General features: G+C 69.9%; 15 protein-coding genes and 1 pseudogene. 9 read left to right on the plus strand and 7 right to left on the minus strand.

What is annotated here, in order from left to right:
• Window positions 1-19: 19 nt before the first annotated feature.
• The 4 genes from AC07EJ_RS22815 to AC07EJ_RS22830 form a co-directional block, all read right to left on the minus strand.
• Window positions 20-1,030 (minus strand): agmatine deiminase family protein, encoded by a 1,011-nt coding sequence (locus AC07EJ_RS22815; RefSeq protein WP_393581952.1) that lies wholly within the window; start codon window positions 1,028-1,030, stop codon window positions 20-22.
• A gap of 179 nt (window positions 1,031-1,209) precedes the next feature.
• Complete coding sequence (locus tag AC07EJ_RS22820) at window positions 1,210-2,919, minus strand: urease subunit alpha (protein ID WP_393581953.1); 1,710 nt, start codon at window positions 2,917-2,919, stop codon at window positions 1,210-1,212.
• Window positions 2,916-3,629 carry an urease subunit gamma gene (gene ureA / locus AC07EJ_RS22825; protein WP_389482851.1) on the minus strand — a complete coding sequence of 238 codons (714 nt, stop codon included), beginning with the start codon at window positions 3,627-3,629 and terminating at the stop codon, window positions 2,916-2,918. Before ureA ends, AC07EJ_RS22820 begins: the two co-directional genes overlap by 4 nt.
• Before the next feature lie 225 nt (window positions 3,630-3,854).
• A complete protein-coding gene (locus AC07EJ_RS22830; protein ID WP_389482848.1) occupies window positions 3,855-5,465 on the minus strand; it encodes a serine/threonine-protein kinase in 1,611 nt (536 codons plus the stop codon).
• Window positions 5,466-5,637: 172 nt separating this feature from the next.
• Here AC07EJ_RS22830 and AC07EJ_RS22835 point away from each other — a divergent pair, with 172 nt between their 5' ends.
• The 8 genes from AC07EJ_RS22835 to AC07EJ_RS22870 all read left to right on the plus strand — a co-directional run bounded on the left by AC07EJ_RS22835 (window position 5,638) and on the right by AC07EJ_RS22870 (window position 13,596).
• Window positions 5,638-6,195 carry a TetR/AcrR family transcriptional regulator gene (locus tag AC07EJ_RS22835; RefSeq protein ID WP_362903386.1) on the plus strand — a complete coding sequence of 186 codons (558 nt, stop codon included), beginning with the start codon at window positions 5,638-5,640 and terminating at the stop codon, window positions 6,193-6,195.
• A gap of 77 nt (window positions 6,196-6,272) precedes the next feature.
• The gene (locus AC07EJ_RS22840) at window positions 6,273-6,857 is read left to right on the plus strand and encodes a TetR/AcrR family transcriptional regulator (RefSeq protein ID WP_389482846.1); all 585 of its coding nucleotides are present in this window, start codon (window positions 6,273-6,275) and stop codon (window positions 6,855-6,857) included.
• 414 nt (window positions 6,858-7,271) lie between these two features.
• The gene (locus AC07EJ_RS22845) at window positions 7,272-8,366 is read left to right on the plus strand and encodes an agmatine deiminase family protein (protein ID WP_478884829.1); all 1,095 of its coding nucleotides are present in this window, start codon (window positions 7,272-7,274) and stop codon (window positions 8,364-8,366) included.
• A 158-nt stretch (window positions 8,367-8,524) separates the two neighbouring features.
• Window positions 8,525-9,670, plus strand: a complete 1,146-nt coding sequence (locus AC07EJ_RS22850) for an agmatine deiminase family protein (protein ID WP_389482841.1) — start codon at window positions 8,525-8,527, stop codon at window positions 9,668-9,670.
• 186 nt (window positions 9,671-9,856) lie between these two features.
• Window positions 9,857-9,973, plus strand: a complete 117-nt coding sequence (locus AC07EJ_RS22855; protein ID WP_389482839.1) for a putative leader peptide — start codon at window positions 9,857-9,859, stop codon at window positions 9,971-9,973.
• 99 nt (window positions 9,974-10,072) lie between these two features.
• Window positions 10,073-11,320: an LLM class flavin-dependent oxidoreductase gene (locus AC07EJ_RS22860; protein WP_478884830.1), complete on the plus strand. Its 1,248-nt coding sequence runs from the start codon at window positions 10,073-10,075 to the stop codon at window positions 11,318-11,320.
• Window positions 11,321-11,339: 19 nt separating this feature from the next.
• On the plus strand, window positions 11,340-12,713 hold the full coding sequence (locus AC07EJ_RS22865) for an NtaA/DmoA family FMN-dependent monooxygenase (protein ID WP_478884831.1): 1,374 nt from the start codon (window positions 11,340-11,342) through the stop codon (window positions 12,711-12,713).
• Window positions 12,714-12,804: 91 nt separating this feature from the next.
• Entirely contained in the window at window positions 12,805-13,596 is a 792-nt protein-coding gene (locus tag AC07EJ_RS22870; RefSeq protein WP_478884872.1) for an inositol monophosphatase family protein, read from the plus strand.
• Window positions 13,597-13,789: 193 nt separating this feature from the next.
• On the opposite strand, the gene AC07EJ_RS22875 is transcribed toward AC07EJ_RS22870, so the two are convergent.
• Together AC07EJ_RS22875 and AC07EJ_RS22880 are read right to left on the minus strand one after the other, a co-directional pair.
• Window positions 13,790-16,042 carry an MMPL family transporter gene (locus AC07EJ_RS22875; protein ID WP_478884832.1) on the minus strand — a complete coding sequence of 751 codons (2,253 nt, stop codon included), beginning with the start codon at window positions 16,040-16,042 and terminating at the stop codon, window positions 13,790-13,792.
• 307 nt (window positions 16,043-16,349) lie between these two features.
• Window positions 16,350-16,973 carry a GNAT family N-acetyltransferase gene (locus tag AC07EJ_RS22880; RefSeq protein ID WP_389482828.1) on the minus strand — a complete coding sequence of 208 codons (624 nt, stop codon included), beginning with the start codon at window positions 16,971-16,973 and terminating at the stop codon, window positions 16,350-16,352.
• 254 nt (window positions 16,974-17,227) lie between these two features.
• On the opposite strand from AC07EJ_RS22880, the gene AC07EJ_RS22885 reads away from it, so the two are divergent.
• A complete protein-coding gene (locus tag AC07EJ_RS22885; protein ID WP_389482825.1) occupies window positions 17,228-17,569 on the plus strand; it encodes a DUF6299 family protein in 342 nt (113 codons plus the stop codon).
• 248 nt (window positions 17,570-17,817) lie between these two features.
• Here AC07EJ_RS22885 and helR read toward each other — a convergent pair.
• A pseudogene (helR, locus tag AC07EJ_RS22890) lies at window positions 17,818-20,012 on the minus strand (RNA polymerase recycling motor ATPase HelR).
• Between the last annotated feature and the right edge of the window lie 113 nt (window positions 20,013-20,125).

Genomic DNA, 20,125 nt, shown 5'->3' on the forward strand with positions numbered 1-20,125 from the left:
CCGAGGGGTGAGGAACTGCTCAGGCGCGCGGAAGCGCGAGGGGGACCTGCTGGGTGATGCAGTGGACACCGCCGCCGCCGTGGGCGATCACGCGCGCGGCCACGCCGACGACCTTGCGGCCGGGACAGGCCCGCGCGATGACTTCCAGGGCCTGTGCGTCCTGAGGCAGCCCGGCCACCGGCACGACGACACCGCCGTTGGCCACATAGAAGTTGAGGTAACCGACCTCGACCGGCTGTCCCTCCACCTCGACGAACGCGCTCTGCGGCAGATCGACGATCTCCAGCGTCCGGCCCAGGGCATCGGGCGTGGCCTCAAGGACCGCCCGGTTGGCGCGCATGCGGGCGTAGTCGGGGTGCTCGGGATCATCGGGGAGCTGGACGACGACCTGGCCGGGGGCGACGAACGCGCAGACGCCGTCGACGTGACCGTCCGTCTCCGTGTCCAGAAGCCCGCCGTACGGCAGCCAGATGACCTTGGTGACGCCGAGCCGGGCCTTCAGCTCCGCCTCGATCTCCGTCCTGGTCAGGTCGGGGTTGCGGTTGGGGTGGAGCAGGCACTGCTCGGTGGTGATCAGCGTGCCCTCACCGTCCACGGTGATCGACCCGCCCTCCAGGATCATCTCGGAACGGTCCGCCGGGACACCGAGCCGTTCGAGCAGCAGCGCACTGATCCGGTCGTCGGTGTCGTACGGGTGGTGCTTGCGGCCCCAGGCGTTGAAGCGGAAGTCGACGCCGGCCCGCCGGCCGTCGGGGCCGAGTACGAACAGCGGCGCGGAGTCGCGGAACCATGAGTCGTCCGTGGGCAGTTCGATCACCTCGACGTCCTCACCGCACAGGTCGCGGGCCTCGGCTCCGTGGCCGGGCGGCGCGACCATGGTCACGGGCTCGAACTCGGCGATGGCGCGGGCCACATCGGCGTACTCACTCTTGACCGCCTCCAGGACGTTCCCCCACAGGTCGGGGCGGGTCGGCCAGGCCATCAGGCAGCGCTCGTGCTCGGTCCACTCGGCGGGCATGCGGAAGGTCATCGGGGTTTCTCCTTCTCCGGATCGTCCGGGGTCGGGTTGTGGATCGGGTTGTGGATCGGTGACTGAAAAGTCAGTCAGGTCAGCTGCGCCGAAGAATCCCGGCTGTTCGGCACTCGTGAAGTCCTGAAGTCCTGAAGTCCTGAAGTCCTGAAGTCCTGAAGTCCTGAAGTTCTGGTGTGTTACAGGAAGTACAGGCGGTTGAGCGGCACTTCGGACGCCGGCTCCGAGTGGAGCGGCGACCCGTCCAGCGTGACGAGGCCGCTGTCGGCGTCCACCTGCACCTCGCCCAGGCGCGCGTTGTTCACCATGTCGGCCGGGCCGATCCCGCGGGTGCCGCGCACAGCCACCCGCCGGCGCCGGGTCGCCAGCGCGTCGTACGGCCGGCCGAAGGAGCCGGACTCGGCCGCGGCCCGGCTGACGAACGCCACCGACAGATCCGCCGCGGTCGCCCCATGCGCCCCGAACAGCGGGCCGAGGACGAGCGGTTCGCAGCGGTCGTCGGCGGCGTTGGGGTCTCCGGTCACCCCGTACGCGGGGAAGCCCGCCTTGAGGACCATCTGCGGCTTGGCGCCGAACGAGTCGGGCCACCACAGCACGATGTCCGCGAGTTTCCCGCTCTCGATCGATCCGACCTCGTGGGACAGACCGTGGGCGATCGCCGGATTGATGGTCAGCTTGGCGATGTAGCGCAGCACGCGCGCGTTGTCGTCGTCATGTCCGTCGCCCTCCATCGGGCCGAGTTCGGCCTTCATCTTCCCGGCCACGGCGAAGGTGCGGCGCACGGTCTCCCCGGCCCGGCCCATGCCCTGGGCGTCGGACGAGGTGATGCCGATGACCCCGAGGTCGTGCAGCACGTCCTCGGCGCCCATGGTTCCCGCCCGGATGCGATCCCGCGCCATGGCGGCGTCGCCCGGGAGATCCGGTTGCAGGGCATGCGCGCTGAAGATCATCCCGTAGTGCTCGGCGACCGCGTCCCTGCCGAAGGGGAGGGTCGGATTGGTCGAGGAGCCGATGACATTGCGTACGCCCGCCATCTTCAGCACGTTCGGTACGTGCCCGCCGCCGCATCCCTCGATGTGGAAGGCATGAATGGTGCGCCCGTCGAGGACGCTGAGGGTGTCCTCGACGGAGAGACACTCGTTCAGGCCGTCGGTGTGCAGGGCGACCTGGACGTCATGTTCCTCGGCGACCCGCAGCGCGGTGTCGAGCGCCCTGGTGTGCGCGCCCAGGTCCTCGTGCACCTTGAAGCCGCAGGCGCCGCCCTCGGCGAGCGCCTCCACCAGGGGCGCCGGTTCGGAGGACGAACCCCGGCCCAGGAAGCCGATGTTGACCGGCCAGGCGTCGAAGGCGTTGAACGCGTGCCGCAGCGCCCACGGCGAGTTGACCCCGACACCCCAACTGGGCCCGATCTCCTGGCCGATGATCGTGGTCACGCCGGAGGCGAGCGAGGCCTCCATGATGCGCGGCGACAGCAGGTGTACGTGAGTGTCGACGGCACCGGCCGTCGCGATCATGCCCTCTCCGGAGACGATCGTCGTCCCGGTGCCGACCACGACGTCCACGTCGGCCAGGGTGTCCGGGTTGCCCGCGCGGCCGACGGAGGCGATGCGCCCCTCCCGTATACCGATCGACGTCTTGCGGATGCCCTGCGCCGCGTCGATCACGAGCACGTTGCTGATGACGACGTCGCAGGTCTCACGGACGGCGGCGGCCTTGAGGTGCAGTCCGTCGCGGGCCGTTTTGCCGAACCCGGCCAGGAACTCGTCCCCCGGGGCCTGCGAGTCGGACTCGACGCGTACGACGAGCCCGGTGTCGCCGAGGCGGACGCGGTCGCCTGTGCGCGGCCCGTGCACCGCGGCGTACTCCTGCGGATCGATGGTGGTGCTCACGCCGAAGCCTCCTGGTCGTCGCCCGGGCCGGCGCCGAGGTAGCCGCAGGCCGCCGCGCGGCGCAGCGCGTCGCGGCGCGCACCCGGCGCGTCCAGCGGCCCGTCGACCAGGCCGGCGAACCCGATCACGACGCGGTCGCCGCCGATGGGAAGGAGCCCCACCTCGTTTTCCGAGTCCGGCGCGAACCGGGTGGACGCACCGGCCGGCATGGCCAGGCGCATGCCGTAGGCGGCGGCCCGGTCGAAGTCCAGGCGGGGGTTGGCCTCGAAGAAGTGGAAGTGCGAGGTGACGCTGATCGGAACGGAGGCGGTGTTGCGGACCCTGATCGTCCGGACCGGAGCCGGCTGCCCGGACGGCGCCTGCGCCGCGGGCAGGACCGCGCCCGGGGCCTGCGCCCCCAGGCTGCCGCCCCCGAACGGATCGCTGACCACGGCCAGCCGGGTCCCGTCGTCGAAGACCGCCTCGACGTGGATCTCGGTGACCACATCGGGCACACCGGGCAGGACGTCATCGGGCCCGAGGGCCTTGCGTGCGACGGCGACGGCCGCCGCGAGCCGGGCGCCGTCACGGGCGGCCTCGCACACCGTGTCGGCGATGAGCGCGGTCGCCTCGGGCACGTTGAGGCGGAGACCGCGGGCACGGCGGGCGCGGGCCAGTTCGGCGGCGCTGAACAGCAGCAACCGGTCGCGCTCCGTCGGGGTCAGCCGCATACCGGCGGCTCCCGGAACCCGCCCCGGGCGGGCGCGTGGGTGGTGGCGTCGTCGAGATGCATGGTGGTGAGTCGCTCTCTGTGTGCTCTCTGTGGTGGCTCAGCAGGTGCTGACCCGAAGATGTCACTGACTGAAAATTCAGTCAATGAGTGTGACGTGACTTCTGGGCGTGACTTCTACGAGCATCCGCCGGGCGGGGCCGCCGGGCGGTCCGGCGGCCGTGCGTCAGGCGCTCTTTCGGTAGTAGCGGACGGACACCGTTACGGAGTCGGTCCCTGTCGGGGCGTCGAGGAGATGCACGATCGCGATGTCCTTGCCGTTCGCGCTGCGGATGCAGAACGGCCGCCAGTCCTCCAGGTCGTCGAACTTCAGCGTGGTCACCGGCTCGCTGTCGATTCCCTCCTCGCAGCCGCCGGGGGACAGCGTGTCGTCGTACGCGATGTAGGCGTCGCTGTCATCGGGGAACTCGAACTCGTCGGCGGTGCGTGCCAGGTACCAGGCGGCGGTGGACTCGGGGGCGACCGTGCCGCTGCGCAGGTCGAACTCGTAGCTCGGGTCGGGCGAGGTCAGCTCCGTATCGGCGTACACCTGGCGGTATCCGGCGCCTGGCGGGGCCGTCGCCTTCGAGGGCTGTGGCGAATGGGCCCGCGACGGTGGGGGCGAGCTCCGGTCGTGGCCGCTGTGGCCGCTGTGGCCGCTGTGGCCGTTCGTCTTCGACGAGTTGCCGCTTGGGCCGCCGAGGCGGTAGGCCGTCGCTCCGGCGACCAGGACGGCCACGATCGCCGTCGGCACGATCCAGCGCCGGCGCCTCCTGCGGCGGGGTGGCGGGGGCGGCGCGGTGACGGCCGTGTCCGTGCGGGCCGGGGCTGTCGGGGTGGCCGTCATCGTGGGCTGGGCGTGCGGCGGCTGAAGGGGTTCGGGCAGATCGCTGCGGTGGGCTATGTCGGCACGGATCGCGTGCGGCAGCCATCCGTCGGTGAACCGCAGTTGTGCCCCCGCGGCCGGATGGTGGCGCACGGCCTCGATCAGGGCGCCGGCGCCGGGCCGTTCCCCGGGGTTCTTCGCGAGGCACTGCCACAGCAGGTTCTGCAGCTCGGGCGGTACGTGCGCGAGGTCGGGCTGTTCGTGCACGACCCGGTACAGGGCCGCGGACTCAGGGCCGCCGCCGAATGGTGGCGCGCCGCAGACCGCGTACACCGCCAGTGCGCCGAGCGCGAAGATGTCCGTGGCGGGCGTGGCAGGTCTGCCCAGGGCCTGCTCGGGAGCCATGAAGGCAGGTGTGCCGATCTGCAGGCCCGCGCTGGTGAGCGCGACGGCGTCGGCGGCGCGGGCGATGCCGAAGTCGATCACCCGTGGGCCGTCGGAGGCGAGCAGTACGTTGGCCGGCTTGAGGTCGCGATGGACCACACCGGCAGCATGGATCGCCTGGAGCGCTTCGGCGATGCCGGCCATGAGCAGCAGTACCGTCGGAACCGGCAGCGGGCCGTGCCGGTGGACGACCTCGTGCAGCGAGGGCCCCGGTACGTAGGCGGTGGCCAGCCAAGGTGTCGCGGCGTCCGTGCCGGAGTCGATCACCGGGGCCGTGTACAGGCCGTGGACCCGCTGCGTGTTCGCCACTTCCTGGGCGAACCGGTGGCGGAACGCGGTGTCCCCGGCGAGCTCCGGTCGCACCGCCTTGAGTGCCACCGGCCGGCCTCCGGGGGTGAAGGCCAGGTAGACATGGCCCATGCCACCCGAGCCGAGCCGGGCGCACAGCCGGTAGCCGCCGATCTCATGCGGATCGTCCGTGGACAGGGCCTCGAAGGGGGCTGGCGCGGCGCGCCGGTCGGAGGTCATGCGGTGGCTCTCTCAGGGATGACGGAAAGGGGGCTGCGTGCGGCACGCGCGAGATGGGGGAGGGGAATGCACTGCATGGTGCCCGTGACTGAAGTTTCAGTCAATATGACGGGAGGCTCGGCCGGTGGAAGCGGTTAGGGTAGGAATCGTGGGCGACCGTAGAACAGCGATCATGGAGGCAGCCGCGCGGGTCATCGCCCGCCGCGGAGTGCGCGGGCTGCGGGTGGAGGAGCTGGCCGTCGAGGCCGGGGTGTCCACCGCACTCATCTACTACCACTTCAAGGACCGCGCAGGGATCCTGCGCCGGACCCTGGAGTTCATCAACGACCGCGCCGAGCGCTACACCACGGAGCGTGACGCGGACGCCGAGCCCCTGACCCCGCGTCAGGAGCTGGAGCGCACCCTCCTGCTGGAACTCCAGGACGAGCCGGTCGTACGCGAGAACAGCACCGCGTGGGGCGAGCTGCGCGCCAGTGCCATATTCGACCCCGATCTGCGGGAAGACCTGGCCAGGGCGACGCTGGTCTGGGTGCAGGAAATCTCCGAACTGCTCGGCCAGGTACGGCCGATGGCCACTGTCACCGCCCTCGCGACCTCGGCCGAGCGGCTGACGCTTCTGGTGGAGGGCATCAGCATGCGCTGGCTCAGCGGCATCCTCCCGCTCGAGCACGCCCGCGAGCTGATGCTCGACGCCATCGACGCCGAACTGGGGCGGCTGGAGCGCCGGTAGGTGGTGCCCGTCCCTGCGCTGCCCGCCCGGTGGTGTGCGCCGCACCCCCGCCGTGACCTGCTGGTTACAGTACGGACGTGAGTACGCGACGCGCCAAACTGCTGGAAGCCGCCTGCCGGGTGATCGCCCTGCGGGGAGTGAGAGGACTGCGGGTCGAGGAGGTCGCCGCCGAGGCGGGTGTGTCCAAGACCCTGATCTACTACCACTTCCGCGACCGGTCGGGCCTGGTCACGAGCGCCCTGGAGTATGTCAACGACCGGGCCGAGGGGTACTCGGGTGTCTCCGACGGCGATGACGCCCCCATCCGTGAGCTGCTGCTCCGGATGCTGGTCGGGGAGTTCCAGGACGAGCGGGCCGTACGCGAGAACTCCGCGGTGTGGGGCGAGGTGCGAGCGGCGGCCACCTTCGACGAAGTGCTGCGGCCGGTCCTGGCGACGCTGACGGAACGCTGGCTCGTCGAGCTGGCCGAGGTGATCGAGGACGGTCAGGACGAGGGGGACATCCCGCCTTCGGTGGACTCGCGCGCTGCCGCGGTTCGGCTGACTTCGCTGGTGGAGGGGCTGAGCGGGCGCTGGCTCGCCGGCCTGCTCACCACCGCCGAGGCCAGGGCGCATGTGGCCGCCGCTCTGGAGCGCGAGCTCCTTCCCGGTCCAGGGCGTTGATCAGTGGTGTTGATCTGCAGGACTGATCTGCAGGGCTGAGGTCCTGGGGCTGGCGGTTGGCTGAACATCCTGAGCTCGGCGCGGCTCTTTGACTGAAAATCCAGTCAGTGTCACAATGGGGGCATGGTGACACCGAGCCACCCGGCTCGCTCCCTGCCTGGATCGCGTCATGCGACCCGGGGGACACGGGTGAGTGCGGCAGTCGCGAAGGCGCCGCAGGCCGCCGGCTTCCGTCACGGCGTGCGTGAACGGTGAACGCCGTAGAGGCTTCCGGCTCGACCCCTGTGAAGCCCTGGCAGTTCCTCCTGCCGACGACCGCTCCCTGGCGATCTCCGTGGCCTCGGCGGCCGCACAGCAGTCGCACAGAAGCCTCTCAACAGCCGCTCAATACACAGCACTTGATGTGGAGCCCCCATGAACGAACCTCCCCTGGGCAGGCGTCTGCTCGACTCGCTCTTCGGGGCGAGCCCCTCGCGGCAGGCCGGGCACGATCACGCCGCCGACGACGGCTGGCACGTGCCGGCGGACGACGTCCCGCATGTGCGGACATGGATGTCCTGGCCGGCGAGCAGATCCATCTGGGGCCGCCAGCTGTCCGGAGTCCAGCAGGACATCGCTCTCATCGCCCGCACAGTCGCCGCCTACGAGCCCGTCATCATGTGTGCCCCGGACGAGGAAACAGCCGAGGACGCGCGGGCCGCCTGCGGCAGGGACGTCACCGTCATCACCTCGATCCCCACCGACGACCTCTGGATGCGCGACACCTGCGCCGTCTTCCGGCGCGACGGCCGGGGAAGCCGTGACGCCGTAGGCCTCAACTTCAACGGGTGGGGGCACAAGCAGACGCATCGAGATGACGCCGCCGTGGCCGAGTGGGTCGCCGAATTCAATGAACTCGAATTCGAATGGGCGGACTTCGTCGGCGAAGGCGGATCGATCGAGACCGACGGTGACGGGACGGTGATGGCCACCGAGAGCAGCCTCGTCAACAAGAACCGCAATCGCGGAATGAGCCGGACGGAAATCGAGGAGGCCGTACTGACCGTATACGGCGCCGAAAAGATGATCTGGGTCCCCGGTGTCCGCGGGCGGGACATCACCGACAACCACATCGACGTCACGTCCCGCTTCATCCGTCCCGGCGTCGTCATGGTGCAGATGCCTCCCGGCGACAGGGGAGACGTCTGGGCCCGAGACGCGCGTGAGCAGTTCGCGATCCTGTCCGGCGAGACCGACGCCAGAGGGAGAAGACTCCAGGTCATCCGGATCGACGGACCCGACAGCGTCCACTCGCGCAGCTCGCAGTTCGTCGACTCGTACCTCAACTTCCATGTCGTCAACGGCGCTGTCATCACCGCGCAGTTCGGCGACCGGACGAAGGACCACGCCGCCCGCGAGGCTCTCGCCGACGCGTTCCCCGGGCGCGAGGTGATCCAGCTCGACGTCGACCGCCTCATGGGCGGTGGCGGCGGCATTCACTGCTCCACCATGCACGAACCCGTGCCGTAGACCCCACACGCACGCGGATACCTGAAGACGCATCCAGATACCCGAAAAGGCAGCCGCCGTCGGATATCTCATTTCCCCAGAGCCCCACGATTCAGGATCCAGCAATCCTGAAGGGGCCCGTCAGCTGAATTCCGGAGTTCTCAGTGCCCCATCCCCCCATGTCCCGTCGCAGCGCCCTGCGTTCCTTCGCCGGCATCGGCGCGCTCGCCCTCGGAGCCGCCGCCTGCGGTCCCGGTGACGAACTGGCCTCCTCGGCGTCCTCGTCCTCCGCGACGGGGGTGAAGGCGTCGGGCCGCAGGTTCGGCGCGGAGTGGGACAGCCACACCCGTACGTTCATGTCCTGGCCCGCGCTGGAGTCGGTGTGGTTCGAGGATCTGCCCGCCGTGCGCGACGACATCGCGCGCGTGGCGCGGGCCGTGGCGGAGTACGAGGCGGTGGTGCTCATGGCCCGGCCGGAACAGGCCGACGCCGCCCAGCGTGCCTGCGGCTCCCAGGTCGAGGTCATCCCCCTCGAAGTGGACGACCTGTGGGCGCGCGACATCGTCCCCGTGTTCGTCGAGGAGTCGGACGGCCGTCTGCTGGGAGTTGACTTCAACTTCAACGGGTGGGGCAACAAGCAGGTACACCGCAACGACGCGCAGGTCGGCCGTCTCCTGCTGGCGAAGTACGACATCGCGCGCTCGAAAGCCCCGCTCGTCGCCGAGGGCGGATCCTTCGAGACGGACGGCGAGGGCACCCTGCTGCTCACCGAGAGTTCGGTCGTCAACAAGAACCGCAACCCCGGGAAGAGCCGTGACCGGATCGAGGCCGAACTCAAGAGCACCCTCGGTGTCGAGAAGGTGCTCTGGCTGGCCGGGGTGCGTGGCCAGGACATCACCGACGCCCACGTCGACAGCCTCGTCAGGTTCACCGCGCCGGGAGTCGTCCTCGTGGACCAGGCGTACCCCGGCAGCCCGCCGGACGTGTGGTCGCGCTCGGCGGACCAGGCCAGGTCGGTCCTCAAGGAAGCCACGGACGCCCGCGGCAAGCGTCTCGAGGTCGTCGACCTTCCTCAGCCGGACCTCGACAAGATCACCGGCCGTGGTGACGACTTCGTTTCGACGTACGCGAACTTCTACGTCGCCAACGGCGCCGTGTTCATGCCGCGGTTCGGCGACACCCGGGCCGATGACCGTGCGAAGGGGATCCTCCAGGACCACTTCCCCACACGCGACATCGTGCCCGTGAAGATCGACACGATCGCGGGTGGCGGAGGCGGAATCCACTGCTCGACCCACGACCAGCCGGGCAAGCCGGCCGCGTGATCGCACCCCGCGTACGCTTCCATGGAGGGCCCCGGTTGTAGGCGCCCTTGTTCACCGAGAGGGCTCCCGGGTAGTAACAGGACGGCTCTGTGCGAGTTCGGGGCCGGAAGCGGGAACAGACGGCGGTGGCGGGCCGTTCCTACTGACAATGCGGTGTGCACCGGCGATGAGGGGGAGGGGGCGTTCATGACCCAGGTGTCGTGCCTGCGCGTCCCGGTCCTCGCCCCATACCGCCCTGTGTACCTGTACACCCGGGCCCATATCGACCTCCAGCGCGTGGCCGGCGCGCTCTGTTGTTCCTGACCGATTCTTCGCCGTCGCACCCTCTGGCTCTGCCTGGCTCTGTCTGCCTCTGCCGGAGGGGCGCTCATCTCGTACGGTCGATCAGGAAGGCACCCCTTCGTGTCCTCGTCTTCTGCGCTGCCCGCTTCCCCTCTTTCGTCCTCCCCACTGCACCTCGCCGTGGCGCTCGACGGCGCCGGCTGGCACCCGGCCGCCTGGCGCGAGCAAGTGTCCCGGCCCCGGGAGCTGTTCACCGCCCGCTACTGGGCCGACCTCGTTCAGGAAGCCGAGCGTGGGCTGCTCGACTTCGTGACGATCGAGGACGGACTCGGGCCCCAGTCCTCGCACTTCACGGAACCCGACACCCGCACCGACCAGGTCCGCGGGCGCCTCGACGCCGTACTCACAGCCGCCCGCGTCGCCCCGGTGACCCGGCACATAGGCCTGGTGCCGACCGTGGTGGCCACCCACACGGAGCCGTTCCACATATCCAAGGCGATCGCCACGCTCGACTATGTGAGCTCAGGCCGCGCGGGCCTGCGCGTACAGGTGTCGGCACGCCGGAACGAGGCCGCGCACTTCGGACGCCGCACATTCCCCGCCCTGCGCATCGAGGACCTGGGCAGCCCGGAGGCGAAGGAGTTGACGGGCGACCTCTTCGACGAAGCCGCCGACTACATCGAAGTGGTGCGCCGGCTGTGGGACAGCTGGGAGGACGACGCGGAGATCCGCGACGTCGCCACCGGCCGCTTCATCGACCGCGACAAGCTGCACTACATCGACTTCGAGGGCAGGCACTTCAGCGTCAAGGGCCCCTCGATCACGCCCCGTCCGCCCCAAGGCCAGCCGGTCGTCAGCGCCCTGGCCCACGGGAGCGTGCCGTTCCAGCTCGTGGCCCGTTCCACCGACATCGGGTACGTGACCCCGCACGACGCGGACCAGGCGCGTGCCGTCGTCGACGAGATCCGTGCCGGACAGGCCGCGGCCGGACGGGCGGACGAGCCCGTCCATGTCTTCGGTGACCTCGTGGTCTACCTGGACGACGACCCGGCCGCGGCGGCGGCACGGCGCGAACGCCTCGACGGCCTGGCGGGCTACACGTACACAAGCGACGCCCGGATCTTCACCGGCACCCCGTCTCAACTGGCCGATCTGTTGCAGGAGTTGCAGCAGGCGGGCCTCACCGGATTCCGGCTGCGCCCCGCCGTCGCAGGCCACGACCTGCCCGCGATCACTCAGGGACTCGTTCCCGAGCTGCAGCGGCGCGGAGCGTTCCGGAGCGCGTACGAGGCCGACACCCTGCGCGGACTCCTCGGACTCGCGCACCCCGCCAATCGCTACGCCGCCACCGCCACCGCCACCGTCTGAGCCGGAGGGACCACAGACCATGCCTCGCAAGCAGATCCACCTCGCGGCCCACTTCCCGGGCGTCAACAACACCACCGTCTGGAGCGACCCCAAGGCGGGTAGCCACGTCGAGTTCAGCTCGTTCGCGCACTTCGCGCAGACCGCCGAGCGGGCCAAATTCGACTTCCTGTTCCTGGCGGAAGGACTGCGGCTTCGGGAACAGGGCGGAGAAATCTACGACTTGGACGTCGTGGGGCGGCCCGACACCTTCACGATCCTCACCGCCCTCGCCGCTGTCACCGAGCGCCTCGGACTGACCGGCACCATCAACTCCACCTTCAACGAGCCCTACGAGGTCGCCCGCCAGTTCGCCAGCCTCGACCACCTCTCGGACGGGCGTGCCGCGTGGAACGTCGTCACCTCCTGGGACGCGTTCACCGGCGAGAACTTCCGGCGCGGCGGGTTCCTGCCGAAGGACGAGCGGTACTCGCGGGCCGAGGAGTTCCTGACCACCGCGAGCGAGCTGTTCGACTCGTGGCACGGCGACGAGATCGTCGCCGATCAGGCGAGCGGCACCTTCCTGCGCGACGCCCAGGCCGGAGCGTTCGTCCACCAGGGACAGCACTTCGACATCAGCGGGCAGTTCAACGTCCCGCGCAGCCCGCAGGGCCGCCCCGTGATCTTCCAGGCAGGTGACTCCGACGAGGGGCGCGAGTTCGCCGCGTCGAGCGCCGACGCGATCTTCAGCCGGTACAGCACCTTCAAGGAAGGACAGGAGTTCTACACGGACGTCAAGGGCCGGCTGGCCCGCCACGGCCGTACGCACGACCAGCTCCTGATCCTGCCGGCGGCGACGTTCGTACTCGGCCAGAGCGACGCCGAAGCGGCGGAACTGGCCCACGAGGTACGCCGCCAGCAGGTCAGCGGCGCCACCGCGATCAAGCACCTGGAGTTCGTCTGGAACCGTGACCTCTCCGGCTACGACCCGGACGGCCCGCTCCCCGACATCGACCCCGACCTCGGTGAGCACACTGTCGCGCGCGGCCGCGCCCAGGTCCGCATGTACCGCGATCCGCTGGCCACCGCCCGTGAGTGGCGCGAGCGGGCAGCCGCCAACAAGTGGTCGATCCGCGATCTCGTCATAGAGACCGGCAACCGCCAGTCGTTCGTCGGCTCCCCGGCCACGGTCGCACAGACCATCGACGACTTCGTCCAGGCGGACGCGGCCGACGGTTTCATCCTCGTCCCGCACATCACCCCTGGTGGCCTCGATGCCTTCGCCGACACCGTCGTCCCGCTGCTCCAGGAGCGCGGGGTGTACCGCACGGAGTACGAGGGCATCACGCTGCGCGACCACCTGGGCCTGAGTGAACCGGCCGCCGTGGAAGCCGGGACCCGGCGAGCGGCGTCGTAACGACCTGTCCGCCACGCGATGTGCACCCTGGTCGGACCCGGCGGTGAGCTTCTCGCCGCCGGGTCCGGCGCCGCCCGATACTCTGCACCGCGTGATCAATTCATCTGCGAGTTCTGACGATTCCGTGGTCGCGATAGCCGCGGCGAGTGCCGGTGCCGACGTGGTGCGCAGCCTGTACGGGCGACGCCTCACCCGCATCGACAAGGGCGCGGGGGACTTTGCCACCGTCGCAGACGTGGAGGCCGAGAAGGCCATTGTCGACGTCATCAGCGCCGCCCGCCCCGACGACGCGGTGGTCGGTGAGGAAGGTGGGCAGCAAGGCACGGCCGATGCCGCGCGCCAATGGCTGGTGGATCCGTTGTGCGGCACGCTGAACTACGCCGTCGGCAGCATGCTCGTTGCAGTCAACGTGGCGCTGCGCGATGGAGCGGCGGCGGTGGCCGACCCGTTCAGCGGCGAGGTGTTCTTCACGGATGGGACGAGTGCGTGGGTGCGGCGCGACGGGGTGGACGAGCCGCTGGCCCCGACCCCCGCCACCTCGCTCGTGGATGTCAACCTGGACCCGCCGTTCATCGGCCGGCCCGGCTTCCGGGCCGTTGATCTGCTGGCCCATCCCGCGTTCGTCGAGCGGTTCCGGCCGCGGGTCGTGTCGACGACGCTGGCGCTGGCGTGGGTCGCGGCCGGCAAGCGCGCCGCGTACATCACCGATGGCGGTGACCTCACCGGGAGTGTGCATTTCGCCGCCGGCATCGCACTGTGCCGGGCCGCCGGCTGCGTGGTCACCGGGGTCGACGGTGCTCCGACCGGGTCTGCGGGGCGCGGACTTGTGGTGGCCGCCGACGCCGAGACCCACCGGCAGCTGATGTCGATGATCCGCGGCTGAAGCTGAAGCTGAAGCTGAAGCTGAAGGTAAAGGTAAAGGTAAAGGTAAAGGTGAAGCTGAAGGTGATACGCCGACCGCTGTCTTTGCAGGGGCGGTCGTGATGACGAGGTAAGCCCGCCGCCCCGGTGACCGTGATCATCGGGGCGGCGGGCTTGCGGCGGGGCAGGGTCCCGGACTGGGCGGGACCGCGCGATCAGCCGCGTACGGGCTCCAGTTCCCGGTACTCCTCGTCCTTGCCCTCGGCCGCCTGCGACGACGGCGCGAGCGTCTTGTGCAGTTTCTCGCCCTCGACATCCACGTTGGGCAGGACCTTGTTGAGCCAGCGCGGCAGCCACCAGGCCGACTTGCCGAGCAGCGCGAGGACCGCCGGGACGATCGCCATGCGGACGACGAAGGCGTCGAAGAACACCGCTATGGCGAGCCCGAAGCCCATCATCTTGATCATGTCGTTGTTCTCCATGATGAACCCGGAGAAGACACTGATCATGATGATCGCGGCCGCTCCGACGACCCGGCCGCCGTGCTTGAAGCCGGTGACGACCGCCTCGGGGGGGCGGGCCCCATGGACGTACGCCTCGCGCATTCGCGTCACGAGGAACACCTCGTAGTCCATCGCCAGCCCGAATACCACGCCGATCATGAAGATCGGCATCATCGACATGATGGGGCCCGGCTGGTCGACGCCGAAGATGTCCGCGAGCCAGCCCCACTGGAACACGGCGACGACCGCGCCGAGCGCCGCGGCGACCGACAGCAGGAAGCCCAGGGCCGCCTTCAGCGGGACGAGAACCGAGCGGAAGACCAGCATCAGGAGCAGGAAGGCGAGTCCGACGACGAGTCCCAGGTAGGGCAGGAGAGCGTCGTTGAGCGTCTGGGAGAAGTCGATCGTCATCGCCGTCTGCCCGGTGACCAGGACATCGGACTTGGTGTCCGCCTCCAGGCCGCTCGTGGTCGAGCGGATCGTCTTGACGAGTTCCTCGGTCTTGTGGTCGCTCGGTCCGGTGGTCGGGACGACCGTGAGGATCGCCGTGTCACCGGCCGGGTTGACCGAGGCGGGGGTGACCGCGGCGACGCCGTCGACCTTGGCGAGGGACGCGCCCACCGTCTTGACCGCCGCAGCGGCGTCCTTGGCCCCGCCCGTGTCGACGGTGACCATCAGCGGGCCGTTGAAGCCCGCCCCGAACGACTCGGACAGCATGTCGTACGCCTTGCGCTGCGTGGTGTCCGGCGCCGACGTCCCCTCGTCGGGCAGCCCGAGCTCCAGGCTCGTCGCCGGGATGGCGACCGCGCCCAGACCGAGGACACCGATCAGCAGCACAGTGACGGGCCGGCGCAGCACGAGGCGCGCCCAGCGGGTGCCGAGGTTGGGCTTGGCGCCCTTGGCATCCCTTGCACTGTGTGCGGCGGCCGGCTTCGCGAGGTTCTTACGGTCCTTGCGGCGCAGGGCACGCTTGCCCGCGAAACCGAGCAGCGCGGGGATCATGGTGAGCGCGATGAGTACGGCGATGGCCACGGTGGCCGCGGCCGCGAGGCCCATCTTCGTGAGCATGGGGATGTTGACGACCGACAGACCCGCGAGGGCCACGATGACGGTCAGTCCGGCGAAGACCACGGCGGAGCCCGCGGTGCCGGTGGCCCGGCCCGCCGCTTCCTCCGGTTCCCGGCCCTCGGCGATCTCGGCGCGGTAGCGGGAGACGATGAAGAGGGCGTAGTCGATCCCGACCGCGAGCCCGATCATCATGGCCAGCGTCGAGGTGGTGCCCGAGAGGTTGAGGACGCTGCCCAGGGCGGCGATGCCGGAGACACCGATTCCGACGCCGATGATGGCGGTCAGCAGCGGAAGGCCGGCGGCGATCAGCGAGCCGAAGGTGATGACGAGCACGACCGCGGAGACGGCGATGCCGATGAGTTCGGCCGAGCCGCCCATCTCCTGCTCGGCCTGGACGGCGTCACCGCCCGTCTCGACCGTGAAGCCCTCGGCGCGCGTCTTGTCGGTGGCGTCGGTCAGCGCGTCGTGCGTCTTGTCCGTGAGCTTCGTCGAGATCACCTTGTAGGTGACGGACGCGTACGCGGTGGTGCCGTCCTTACTGACGGCGTTCGCCTTGTACGGGTCGGCCACGCCGGCGACCTGCGACCCCTTGCCGAGCGCGGTGACGAGTTGTTTGACCTCGGCCTTCGCGGCCGGGTCGGTTATCTTCTCGCCCTCCGGCGCCCGGATGACGACGCGGGCGGTCGCGCCCTCCGCACTGGCGGCGGGGAAGCGCTCATCGAGCAGGTCGAAGGCCTTCTGGGAGTCCGTTCCCGGCATCGAGAACGAGTCGGCGGGCGGCGCGGGCGCGGCCGAAGACGCGTATCCGATGCCGCCCAGGAGCAGCACCCACAGGAGTGCCACATAGCGGCGCCGCCTGAAAGAGAGGCGCCCTAGTTTGTAAAGGAAGGTAGCCACGGCGAAAGAGACTCCCGTCGGGTGGAGGCGGAGGCAGGGGCGACCGCCCGGCGGTGCCATGGCACGTCAGGGAAGTCAGCAGGATTTCTCCCTCTATCGTCGCCGCATTCCGCTGCCCGGATGTCAGACTCCGGGCCGGACTCCGGCCCACGCCTGCGGTAGTCGGACGCGGCGGCCGGTCATCCCCCGGTATGACCGCAGAACCCCTTTTGTAGAGCCACGGGTGCAGACCGCGGGTGGAGCCGGGACCTGAGGACGAGTCCGCCTCCGATGCCGGGGCAGCGGCCGGCTCCGGTGATAGCGCAGGTCAAGTGGGCAGCGGCGGTACGTGCCCGGTGAGGGGAAGGATCATGTCCAGTGACGGCGTGCCGTGCGGTCCGGTGAAGGGACCGACGAGCTGGAACCCGTTCTTCTCGTAGAAACGCAGCGCCCGCGCGTTGTCGGCGAGGACGCCGCCCCACAGGATGATCCGCGACCTGCCGAGCAGTCGTACGGCCTCCGTGACGAACGGGAGGACCAGCGAGCCCGCCCCGCTGCCCTGGTACGCATCGGCCAGGGTCGGGCCGAAGCGGCAGTCGGTCCGCTCGGTGAGGTGGATCCCGGCGGCCCGGTAACGCGCGATGTCCGAGGCGGTGAGTGCGAGGCTCAGCTCGAACAGGCCCACGATCCGCTCCGAGGACTCGTCCTCGAGCACCAGCCGCAGTTTGTCGTAACGCGCGATCGCGGCACACAGCTCCCGGGCCGCCGCGAAGTCGTATCCGTCGAAGGTGCTCAGCCGCCTCGACTCCGGGGAAAGCCCCGCGAGGAAGTCCGCCAGGCGCTCCGCGTCGGCGTGGACGAGAGGGCGCAGGACAGCCGGCGAAGCGTCGCGCAGGCGCAGGCCGCGCGTCAGGATCAGCGGGTCCTCGGCGATGTCGGTGAGCGTGAGCATGGAGGCATTCTGCTGCCGAGGAGGCGAGTTTCCTCCCGGGATTTTCCTCTCACCGGCCGGCACCGCCACGCCGTCGGGCAGACGCCGCACATCGTCTCCGGGCATCGCTTTGATCGGCACCCGCGGCCATGCCCACGCGGCCGTCCGGGGCAATGACCCCGACATCCGGATGACTGCGAGTGAGCTCCGTGTGCGTGATCAGCACAATGCGGTGCGTCGGATTCACCGCCGACCAGCCCCCCACGGAGGAATTCATGCCCCTTCCCGCACTGGCCCTGGCCGCCCTGACCGCAGTTGTCGTGCTCAGCCCGAGTGCGTCGGCAGACTCCTTCAGCGGAAGAATTTCCGCACACGAGCAGGCCCGTATCGCGCCGGACGGAACCCTTACCCTTTCCGGCACCTACCGCTGCGACGCCTCGTCACCCGCTCGCGTGGTGTTCGTCTCCAGCAACCTGGTCCAGGACGGCAAGCGGCTCGGATTCGGCGGCACCGAGGCCCGGTGCGACGGGCAGGAACACGAGTGGAGCAGCAGCGGGCCGGTGGACGGACTGATGGACCTCGGCTTCCACGAAGGCCAGGCGGCCGTCGACGCCTGATGACGCTGGAGTCCGAAGGCGGACTGCCGATGCCGCGCGCTGGCGGGGCAGGAGGAGCTGGTCCGTCTGGTCGACGACCGCACCTGAGAGACGCATACCGAAGAGACGCATACCGAGAGAGGCACACCGATACGACACGACCGTGTGCCCCGGTCCGCCACGTACGCGGCGGACCCGGGCACACCCGTCACCCTTCGGCGGCGTACCCCACCATCACTGGGCAGCGATCCCGCCGAGCTCCCCCCAGGTCAGGAACTCGTCAGGATGACGAGCTGCTGCGTCGCCCGGGTCATGGCGACATAGCGGTCGACCGCTCCTTCGATTCCGTCGCCGAACTCCTCCGGGTCGACGAGGACGACCAGGTCGAATTCGAGGCCCTTCGACAGGGCCGGGGCCAGGGACCGGACGCGCGACGTGGCCCGGAACGCGGGGGCGCCGATGACGCAGGCGATCCCTTCGTCGTGCGCGGCGAGCCACGTGTCGAGGATCGAGTCCAGGTCCGTGACCGGTCCGTGGACGACGGGGATGCCGCTGCTGCGGATGGACGTCGGCACGTTCGCGTCGGGGAGCTCGGCCCGGATGACGGGCTCCGCCTCCGTCATGACCTCTTCCGGAGTGCGGTAGTTGATGCTCAGGGAGGCCGGCTTGATCCGGTCGAGGCCGGCCCGCTCCAGGCGTTCCTCCCACGACTGTGTGAACCCGTGCCTCGCCTGGGCGCGGTCCCCGACGATGGTGAAGCTCCGCGAGGGGCAGCGAAGGAGCAGCATCTGCCACTCCGCGTCGGTCAGCTCCTGCGCCTCGTCCACGACGATGTGCGCGAACGGGCCGGCGAGCCGGTCCGGGTCGGCGGTGGGCAGCGCGCTCTCGTCGATCAGGCTGTCCTGGAGGTCTTTCCCGCGCAGCATCCGCACCGCGCCCTCACTGTCGTCACCGGCCGAGTTGAAGTCGGCGGCCGAGATGATGTCGTCGATGACGAGGGCCATACGCTCGCGCTCGGCAGCGACCGCGGCGTCGTGCTGACGCTTGCGCCGCGCCGCCTCGGGGTCGCCCAGGCGTTGCCGTGCCGCATCCAGGAGCGGCAGGTCGGACACCGTCCAGGCCTGGGGCGCGTCCTTGCGCTGCAGCTTCGCCACGTCGTCGCGGTCGAGCCAGGGGGCACACATGCGCAGGTAGGCGGGGACCGTCCACAGGTCGGAGACGAGGTCGGTGGCGTCCAGCAGCGGCCACGCGCTGTGGAGAGCCGCGACCAGATCCCTGTCCTGCCGCAGCGACCGCAGGAACAGGTCGGGCGAGACACCGTCCTCGTCCTCGTCCTCGGCCCGGTCCATGGCCTGCTTGTCCATGAGGATCGTGGCCAGTTCCTCCCAGACCTGCTCGCGCGCCTCGTTGTGCGAAGCACCCGGGCCCGGCGCCTTGAAGGCCTCGGCCCAGTCGTCGGCACTCACCCAGATGTCGGACCAGGCCGTCGTGGCGGTCATGCCCTTGGTGGGCGGCTCCTCGTAGAACCTGACGGCCTTCTCGATCGCCCGGACCATGTCGGCGGAGGACTTCAGGCGGGCCACGTCCGGATCGGTCTCCGCGATCGCCGTGGCTCCCTCGGTGACGAGGTCCTGGAGGATGCAGGTCTGTACGCCGTCCTCTCCGAGGCTGGGCAACACATCGGCCACGTAGTCCAGATAGGGCCGGTGCGGACCGACGAACAGCACGCCGCCCCGACGGTGGCTGAGACGCGGGTCGGAGTAGAGGAGGTACGCGGAGCGGTGCAGAGCGACGACGGTCTTGCCCGTGCCGGGGCCGCCGTCGACGACGAGCGCCCCGCGGGAGCCCGCGCGATGATGGCGTCCTGGTCGGCCTGGATGGTGCCGAGGACATCGCGCATACGGGCCGACCGGTTGCTGCCCAGGCTGGCGATGAACGCGGACTGATCGTCCAGTGCGGCGCGCTGTTCCAGTCCGTCGGGGGTGAACACCTCGTCCCAGTAGTCACTGATCCGGCCGCTGGTCCAGCGGTACCGGCGGCGGCTCGTCAGGCCCATCGGGTTGGCGTGGGTCGCCGCGAAGAACGGCTCGGCGGCCGGGGAACGCCAGTCGACGAGCAGCCGGTGGCCTTCGCTGTCGGTGAGGCCGAGCCGCCCGATGTACAGGGGCTCCGCGTCGTCAGCGCCGACGACACGGCCCAGGCACAGGTCCAGGCCGAAACGTCGCAGGGCGCGCAGGCGGCCGGTCAGCCGGTGGATCTCCGAGTCCCGGTCCATCGCCTCCCGGCCGATGCCGCCGGGGGCCTTGCGCAGGGCGTCGAGACGGTCGGAAAGCTCGGTGATCGTCTGGTCGAGGCTCTTCGCGATGGCTGCGAAGTGCTGCTCGTCCCGAGCGATCAGCGTCGGATCGGCCTTGGAGGAGAGACGCCCGGGAAGGCCGAACGCACTGGTGGTCGTGGCGGTCAATGTCATCAGCTCCGATCCGAGGTCACGCCCGCGAGGTCCGACGGTGCGCAGACGCGCATGCCGGCGCCGAGCGCCCACACCGGCGCGACGCCACCGCACGACCCATGAACCGA

The sequence above is a fragment of the Streptomyces sp. NPDC045026 genome (genome assembly GCF_056432625.1).